Annotated in this window: 6 protein-coding genes and 1 pseudogene; 1 reads left to right on the top strand and 6 read right to left on the bottom strand. The window is 57.9% G+C overall.

Features of this window, described 5'->3' with window-relative positions:
• The 3 genes from QZ964_RS20215 to QZ964_RS20205 all read right to left on the bottom strand — a co-directional run.
• Positions 1-127 (bottom strand): sugar phosphate nucleotidyltransferase (locus tag QZ964_RS20215; RefSeq protein WP_292532029.1); only part of this gene is annotated, 127 nt, incomplete at its 3' end.
• Positions 128-389: 262 nt separating this feature from the next.
• On the bottom strand, positions 390-878 hold the full coding sequence (locus QZ964_RS20210) for a hypothetical protein (protein WP_292533934.1): 489 nt from the start codon (positions 876-878) through the stop codon (positions 390-392).
• A gap of 551 nt (positions 879-1,429) precedes the next feature.
• Positions 1,430-1,603 carry a hypothetical protein gene (locus QZ964_RS20205; RefSeq protein WP_292533931.1) on the bottom strand — a complete coding sequence of 58 codons (174 nt, stop codon included), beginning with the start codon at positions 1,601-1,603 and terminating at the stop codon, positions 1,430-1,432.
• A gap of 552 nt (positions 1,604-2,155) precedes the next feature.
• Between QZ964_RS20205 and QZ964_RS20200 the strand changes: the two genes are divergently transcribed.
• Positions 2,156-4,732, top strand: coding sequence for a rhamnan synthesis F family protein (locus QZ964_RS20200; protein WP_292533928.1), 2,577 nt, complete (start codon positions 2,156-2,158; stop codon positions 4,730-4,732).
• Here QZ964_RS20200 and QZ964_RS20195 read toward each other — a convergent pair.
• The 3 genes and pseudogenes from QZ964_RS20195 to QZ964_RS20185 all read right to left on the bottom strand — a co-directional run.
• The gene (locus tag QZ964_RS20195) at positions 4,713-4,853 is read right to left on the bottom strand and encodes a hypothetical protein (RefSeq protein ID WP_292533926.1); all 141 of its coding nucleotides are present in this window, start codon (positions 4,851-4,853) and stop codon (positions 4,713-4,715) included. The genes QZ964_RS20200 and QZ964_RS20195 overlap by 20 nt on opposite strands.
• A gap of 82 nt (positions 4,854-4,935) precedes the next feature.
• Positions 4,936-5,235: a transposase gene (locus tag QZ964_RS20190; protein WP_292533923.1), complete on the bottom strand. Its 300-nt coding sequence runs from the start codon at positions 5,233-5,235 to the stop codon at positions 4,936-4,938.
• Between the two features lie 58 nt (positions 5,236-5,293).
• Positions 5,294-5,432: pseudogene (locus QZ964_RS20185) on the bottom strand (IS630 family transposase); the annotation flags it as partial.

The following is a 5,432-nucleotide window of genomic DNA, read 5'->3' as shown; positions in this document are numbered from 1 at the left end:
TCGTCGTCTGGAAGGTCGAGCGCTCGCCGACAAGCGGAATGAACTGCTTGGGCAAGGTCTCGCGCGACTCGGGCCACACCCTCGTCCCCGACCCGCCGCACATAATCACGGGCAAAATCTTCTTCATGTGCTCTCGTTTTTCAAATCTCGCGCTTAATTACGCTCCAATTACCGCTATTTAGACGAACAATGCGGCAAAATCTGAGTCGTCGACTGCGCTCAAATTTTTTCCCCCACCTGAGTTTGAAGCGAGCGAGCGAGACCGCATCGAAATTTGCAAACCGATCGATTCTGACCATCTCTCCAATCGTAAGCCATCCGAATTAGCGGCTTCTGGCCAATTGAGATCGAGCACAGGTTACATGCTTTGGTGCATGCTGCACCGCTGGCTAAACTTTACGCATTGAATCAGGCGGGCGCGGGCGCGTGGCGCCGTCGCCGACGCTCTCGCCGAGAGGCTCGTGAAACGAATGCAGGAAATAGAGGCCGGCGGGGTCGGGGAGCGCTTGGCAACCTCCGTCGCGCGTCGGGCGTCGTCGCGGTCTATCCCGAGATCGTGGGCAGCGGCACGGAATCCGCCTTCGTGCGGCGGCGCCGAAAAGATCGTTCAGACCTCCGTCGATGATGAAGCGCCGCGCGCGATTTCGTTGCGCACGCTCCAACTGCCCGGCGATATCCGCGAGCCGCGCGCCCCCCTTGGCGAGGTTTATCACCTCAAAGGGGCGACACGACAGCGTGCGGAATGGGCAGCCGGCCGCGAGACTATCGCCGACGACGGCGATGCTGGCGACGGCGGGTCCTAGAGCGACCGCCCCCAGTACTGGCGCGATCGCGCCGAGGAAAAGGCGTCGCGAGGGAGCGGCGATATTCGATCTCATACAAATCCTTGTCGCAAGGATGCATCGCTCGCGACGATAGGCATCAATCTCCTCGTCACCGGTATCCGAGCGGGCATGATGAGGCCGGAATATGGCGGCTTCAGCTTCATCGCTCATTCCCATGTTGCCGAAGTGTCCTGAGCGTCCCGCCTTGTTTTGCTGTTTCCAAAATTGTGGATCGGCGACGTGGGTCACGTGGGATGCGGCCGCATGGTCGGAGTTCGGCAATTTTGCCAGATTCGCCCATTTTATTTCCTTGGCGCGGCGGGCGTCGTCACGGTCTATGCCAGCTCTCTGACGGCTTTGCGTACGCCGCTTTTTTGAGGCTGCGGCCCCATGCGGCGGCCGTCTGCCCGGAAATCATTGCTGGCGCAACTTGCGGCAGCATTGGCCATTTCTCTGCCAGCCTGAATCAGTAGTTTCCTAAACTGGCTTCTCAGGCTTGCAGTGCCTGCATCCCGTGACATTCTTGAGGTTGGATCCGCGGGCGACTGCAAACGCTTTTCCGTTATCTGGGTGTGGGCCGAGCCATTCCGTAGTGAGCTTTGCCTTTAGTCCTCGCCTTCGCTGGCCCTTACCTTCATTGCAGTGAGGGCAAGACCCTTCGTGAACCGTCGCCGACCGCGAAACCGCCGCGCGATGACGACGAGCCGAACCTGTCGCCCCGCCAGCGGCAGATCGGCCAGGCGCCGGAGATAACGGCTGTGGACTCGCTCTGCGATCACCGCGCAGCTCGGGCATCCGCCTTTTTGCTCATAGGGCGAACAGTGATGATGGCGATCCCGCCATCTTGGACAGCATTTTCAACGTGGAAACCGGGTGGCACAAAAGTCGAGGGGCGAAGGCTACGGGGCATGTCGTTGATTCCTTCAATGAACCAACACAAGCCGGCGCCCAAACTTCATCAAATGTGAGTCAGAGCCAATCTTGGACGCCGATAGAGGGTCAATTTTGCGAGCCGTTTGACAGCCTGTTCGCCGACATCTTGTGGATGATCGCCGAACTGCGGCCTCTGCCCTTGGCGTCAACGGCATAGCGCGTTCGCGTGACATGATTTCGAGTCAAACGAGCGGAGAGGCGCGTCCAGATGACAGGCAATTTTGCGATTTCCTTGGTCGGAACGCCGGCCGAGGTCGGCCGTCTGCAAATTTGCGCTCCGGCGGCGGTCTCTGCGACCGGGCGATCTTGTCGAACGCGGCAAATTCGGGGAAAGTTGCGTTCGAACGAAGGCTATCAAGCGAATCCTGGTTTCGATGTCTCACCATTAGGGATCCTCTATGTCGTTCCCCAACAAAATCTCCAGTCCTTTTCGACACCTCAAATTTGACCACAATTTTTATCGCGATCATCACCCCGATCTCGAGCGGCTATCAGTTCCTCAGCTTCACAAACATTTCCTGCTGCATGGATGGAGAGAAAACCGTCTATTCAATCCCCAGCGGGCGCTTCAAATTCTTGCCGCGCGCAACGGGCCGCTGCCTGACGACTTTACTTGGTCCGGCTACTGCGCGGTCAATCCAGACCTTGCGACGTCTTTCAAGCGGGAGGTACAGTATAAAATTCATTATCTTCAATTTGGCCGCGCGGAGGGCCGAGGTTACCTAAACGTCGACGGGGCTTTTCGCTGCGAAGGCGGCGACGGCAAGCGCAAATCTTTCCTCTATACGTATGAGCTGGTCAAACCGGACGGAATCGTTCCGGCCCGGCGCCCGGTCAATGAACAAGATTTCGCGATCGCCACCCCATTCGGATTCACGCCGCCCGAGCGCGAGCGGAAAATCGCCGTCTTTATCCACTGCTTCTACCCCGACGTCCTGCCGCTCCTGCTGGAAAAGTTGCAGCGGCTGCCTTGCGAGGCAGATCTGTTTCTGTCGACCGATACGCATGAGAAGAAGGCCAAAATTGAAAAGATCTGCGCAAGCAGGCGGGGCAACGTAGAGGTACGAGTCTTTCCCAATCGCGGCAGGGACGTTGCGCCCAAATTTTTCGGTTTCGCCGATGTCTATCAGCGCTACGAAATTTTTCTTCATCTGCATACGAAAAAGTCCCCTCATGGGGGAGACCCTCTCGCGAAATGGCGCGACTACCTCGTAGACACACTGATCGGTTCGCGCGAAATCGCTTCGTCCAACCTGTCTCTGTTCGACGATCCGAAGATGGGCATTGTTTTTCCACAGCACATGTTCGACGTCAGAGGCATTCTGAACTGGGGCTATGACTATGACATTGCGCGCGGCCTGCTGAGGAGAGCTGGAGTCGGACTAAGCAAGAATTTGCCGCTGGAATTCCCATCGGGCTCGATGTTCTGGGGAAGGAGCGCCGCCATTCGCCCTTTGCTTGATCTCGATCTCCGCTTTGAAGATTTCGCGGTTGAGTCCGGACAGATCGACGGAACGCTCGCGCACGCGGTCGAGCGTACGATTCTCATGTTCGCCGAGCGGAGCGGGCATGAGTGGCTGAAAGTGGCGCGAAGGGATTTGTATCCGTTGCAGCAAACAATTCTCGACGTGAACTCGATGGACGACATCCGAAAGGCGCGACTGAAGGTCTTTCGTCCCTGCCTGTGCGGCGCGGACGCGTCGGTGCGACCTGCAGCTCTCGGCATTCAGGAAACGCGTCCGCTGCTTCCCTATCCGTCGCGCAATTCGCGGCCGCGCCTCAATTTGCTCGCTCCCTCCGTCAATCCGCGGCATATGTTCGGCGGCTTGAATACGGCTCTGGCGGTCTTTTCCAGCATTGCCGACGCGCTGGGCGCGGATTTCGATCGCCGGGTCGTCGTGACTAACGCCAAGATCGACGAAGAGGGCTTCGCATCGCTCCCGAACTATACGCCCGCTCCCTATGAGCCGACGTTGGACGAGGCGCGCTGCTCGCTCGTCGACGCTTATGAGCGCAGCGATGGCCTGCGACGGCTTGATTTGCGCGAGAATGACATTTTCTTGGCGACGGCCTGGTGGACCGCCAACTTCGCCGAGCAACTCGAAAGAGATCGCGCCCGGATATTCGGCAAGGATCTGCCGTTTGTCTATTTGATCCAGGACGACGAGCCCTATTTTTACGGCTGGGGCAGCAAATTCGCCTTGGCGGCGGCGACCTACAAAAATGGTGATGGAATCAGAGCAATCATAAATTCCGAGGAGCTGTTTGCGACGATTCTGAGCAAGCATCGCTTTAAAAGCGCGTGCTGCATCCCTTTCCAGTTGAATCAAGCGATCGCGGAGAGGTTGTCGCCTAAACTGCGCGAACGAACGATCCTCGTTTATGGAAGGCCCAGTGTCGCGCGCAATGCGTTTGAACTGATTTGCGACTCGCTGTTCCTCTGGCAGCAACAGGATCCGGTGAGAGCGAGTCGCTGGCGGATCATCTTTGCAGGCGAGCAATTCGCCCCCGGTTTGGCCGAACCCGTTCAGAATTTTGAAGTGGCCGGCAAGCTTCCTCTCGAAGATTACGCCGCGCTTCTTAACACTGCGTCGGTCGGCGTTTCGATCATGCTGTCTCCGCATCCAAGCTATCCGCCTTTGGAGATGATCGAGGCGGGCCTTGTTACGGTCGTCAACGACTACGCCGAAAAAAATCTAATCAAGCGAAATCCTAACGTCATTTCCCCTTCTCGATTGGATGGCGACTCCCTTGCAGACGCAATTGAAAACGCCGTAGATCGCGGGGAGAAAATGATTGGTCGCGTGACGCCGCGCGGTCGAGTGGCGCAGCTTCCGTTGCGGCAGGAATTAGAATTCGGCGCTGACCGAATGGCAAGTTTGCTGTGCGAGGATCTAGTCGCCCGCCAAAAACGCTCAATCTCCACTCGCCCAGGAACATCCTGGTGGCGATCTTTTAGACGTGCGGCCAGTTGACGTTGAAAAATGAAAAGGCGCGTTGAGTCAGAAGAGAGGATTGGACGTTACGAGAGAGATTGCGCGTGTCGGTGTAGTCCAGCGCCAAATGCACTTTGACGCCGGCAGGAACGATCATCATGGCGCAGTCTCCCCGCTTTCGACATGCGTCCGAACGGCGTCAAGGTCGCTGCCAATGGGAGCGAAGACGCGCCGTCCGTCGCTCAATTTGACAGTCGCCATCCCGTCTGGGGACTGCACAGGTTCTGCAGAAGACGCACCGCTGCTGTGTCGCCGGGCAGTGCCACCGGTGCAAGCTGGGCGCGCTTCTTTGGCGCGAGGCCGAACTGCGAGCGCCAACGGAATAGCAGTCCGGTGACGATCCCGTGCTTTCGCGCGACAGCCGAGCCGCTTACACCCGGCCGTTCGGTTTCCAGCGCGATCGCATGCTTCTGTTCGTCGCTAAAGAAGCGCCGGTTCGGTCGCGGCGGTGCCGACGGAACGTCTTTCCGGGCGTCTGTCAAGCTGCTTCGGGAGGCGCATTCCTGACACTAGTAGAGCGTTTCTTTGGATCGACTCATATCATGCCGCGATGTCGATCTTGTAAGTCCAGGTATGAACGACAGGCTCACGGTTAACGTCGTCGATTGCCTCAATGATTCGATCCTTCAACTCCTGTTTGGACGCGACGCGGATATGGCGAAGTGCCGATCGCGCGAGC

It is taken from the genome of Methylocystis sp., assembly GCF_021731785.1.
GTDB lineage: Bacteria > Pseudomonadota > Alphaproteobacteria > Rhizobiales > Beijerinckiaceae > Methylocystis.
This window is presented reverse-complemented; position numbering and strand designations above follow the sequence as displayed.

What these genes read in the sequence shown, in the direction of transcription:
- QZ964_RS20200 (WP_292533928.1), top strand. Translation starts at nt 2,156, where the DNA reads ATGTCGTTCCCCAACAAAATCTCCAGTCCTTTTCGACACCTCAAATTT.
- QZ964_RS20195 (WP_292533926.1), bottom strand. Translation starts at nt 4,853, where the DNA reads ATGATGATCGTTCCTGCCGGCGTCAAAGTGCATTTGGCGCTGGACTAC.
- QZ964_RS20210 (WP_292533934.1), bottom strand. Translation starts at nt 878, where the DNA reads ATGAGATCGAATATCGCCGCTCCCTCGCGACGCCTTTTCCTCGGCGCG.